We start from the raw sequence: 1,911 nt of genomic DNA on the forward strand, positions 1-1,911 counted from the left end.
TTATATAATTTCAAATCTAAGTATTCAGTTTTCAGAAATTCAGTATTTTTGGCATAATAAATGCCCCATTTTTTATAGATGAATTATTTAAAATACATATTCACACTTTTTCCGATTTTGGCTATGGCTCAAATAAGTGATGTGGTGCAAGATTCTACTGCTGTGGAATATATTATAATTGAGGGTGATTCTATACCACGAACATCTATAGATTTGGATGAAGTGATGCTTTTGCACAAACTTAAATTTGACAGTAAAAAAGACCGCATTCGATATTTAATTTTACGACGAAAAACCATAAAAGTGTACCCGTATGCAAAAATGGCTGCCGAACGTTTAGACTCTATGAATAAACGTTTGGCAAGTATAGAAAAGAAACGGCATAAAAAAAAGTATGCAAAACGCGTTCAGAAATATATTGAAGGTGAGTTTTCAGACGAATTAAAAAAGCTAACACGCACCGAAGGACAAATATTAGTCAAATTAATCCACCGACAAACCGGTGAAACCGCTTTTAATTTGGTTAAAGAATTACGCAACGGATGGCGGGCATTTTGGTATAATACCACCGCAAGTATGTTCGATATTTCTTTAAAGCGGGAGTTCGATCCGCTTAACGAAAAAGAGGATTATTTAATTGAAGATATTTTACAACGCAACTTTCAAAGTGGTCGTTTAGAAAGGCAAAAATCAAAAATTGAATTCGATTTTTACGATTTAACCAATAAATGGCTAAAACCAACCAAGGCTCAAATTCCTCCACCAGCACAAAACAAGCAATAGTTTATGCGAATCCAAACGCCTTTTGAGGAAAAGTTAAACACCATTACGCATGCTATTGGTGCTTTATTTGGCATTGCAGCATTGGTGTTGCTTATTGCTTTTAATACCGAAAAAACGACCTGGAGTTTATTTAGCGTTATTGTTTACGGTATTTCTATTATTGTGTTATTTATGGCGTCAACATTTTATCATGCCGTAAAAGGGGAGAAGCGCAAGCATTATTTTAGAATTGTAGATCATATTAGTATTTACATTTTAATTGCAGGAACCTATACACCTGTTTGTTTAATTGCGTTAGCTGAAACTTTAGGATGGACACTATTTTGGATAGTTTGGGGCATTGCTGCTTTTGGTGTTATTATAAAACTGTTTTTCACAGGACGTTTTGAGGTGTTTTCAACATTACTGTATTTGGTAATGGGCTGGCTTATTGTGTTTGATTTTACAAACCTATCCAACACTATTGGTAGCGATGGTATTTTATTTCTCTTTGCTGGCGGATTATCGTATACGGTTGGTATTGTTTTTTATGCGATTCAAAAAATACCGTACAATCATGTTATTTGGCATTTGTTTGTTTTAGCCGGAGCCATTTGTCATTTTTTTATGATTTTCTTTTATGTAATTTAAAAAGATGCTTAATTTAGATTCTATGATAGAAATTACTGCAGCCAATAAAGCATCCGATTATATTTTAATTGAAGACTTAGCCGATACAATTTGGCGCGAACATTACATACCTATTGTTGGAAAACCACAGATTGATTATATGCTTGACAAATTTCAATCTGCCAAAGCCATCAGCGAACAAATTGAAGAAGAAGGATATGAATACTTTATACTATTTTTTGATAAAATACCAGCTGGTTACATAGCGGTTAAAAAAGAAAAAGAGCACTTATTTTTAAGTAAAATATATGTACTAAGTTCTTATAGAGGTAAAAAAATTGGGAAAGCCGCCATGTTAAAAACTGAAGAAATGGCTAAAGCCTATCATTTAAAAACCATAAGACTTGGTGTAAATATTAACAATACAAATTCTATTAAAGCTTATGAGAAATTAGGTTTTAAGAAAGTAAAAACGTTTATAACCGATATTGGTAATGGCTTTGTTATGGATGATTTTAT

The 1,911-nt window shown here is 32.5% G+C and carries 3 protein-coding genes; all 3 read left to right on the forward strand.

Annotated elements, in window-relative coordinates:
• The first annotated feature begins 78 nt into the window (after positions 1 to 78).
• Positions 79 to 783, forward strand: coding sequence for a DUF4294 domain-containing protein (locus AADI82_RS15050; protein WP_341217224.1), 705 nt, complete (start codon positions 79 to 81; stop codon positions 781 to 783).
• Between the two features lie 3 nt (positions 784 to 786).
• Complete coding sequence (locus AADI82_RS15055) at positions 787 to 1,413, forward strand: hemolysin III family protein (protein WP_034044802.1); 627 nt, start codon at positions 787 to 789, stop codon at positions 1,411 to 1,413.
• A 4-nt stretch (positions 1,414 to 1,417) separates the two neighbouring features.
• Positions 1,418 to 1,911: GNAT family N-acetyltransferase (locus AADI82_RS15060; protein WP_341217225.1), on the forward strand; the 494-nt coding region annotated here is incomplete at its 3' end.

It is taken from the genome of uncultured Wocania sp. (genome assembly GCF_964021735.1).
Classification (GTDB): Bacteria; Bacteroidota; Bacteroidia; order Flavobacteriales; family Flavobacteriaceae; genus Wocania_A.

Bases quoted from the DNA above. Each gene is read 5' to 3' on its own strand.
- AADI82_RS15055 (WP_034044802.1), top strand. From the start codon at position 787: ATGCGAATCCAAACGCCTTTTGAGGAAAAGTTAAACACCATTACGCAT.
- AADI82_RS15050 (WP_341217224.1), top strand. From the start codon at position 79: ATGAATTATTTAAAATACATATTCACACTTTTTCCGATTTTGGCTATG.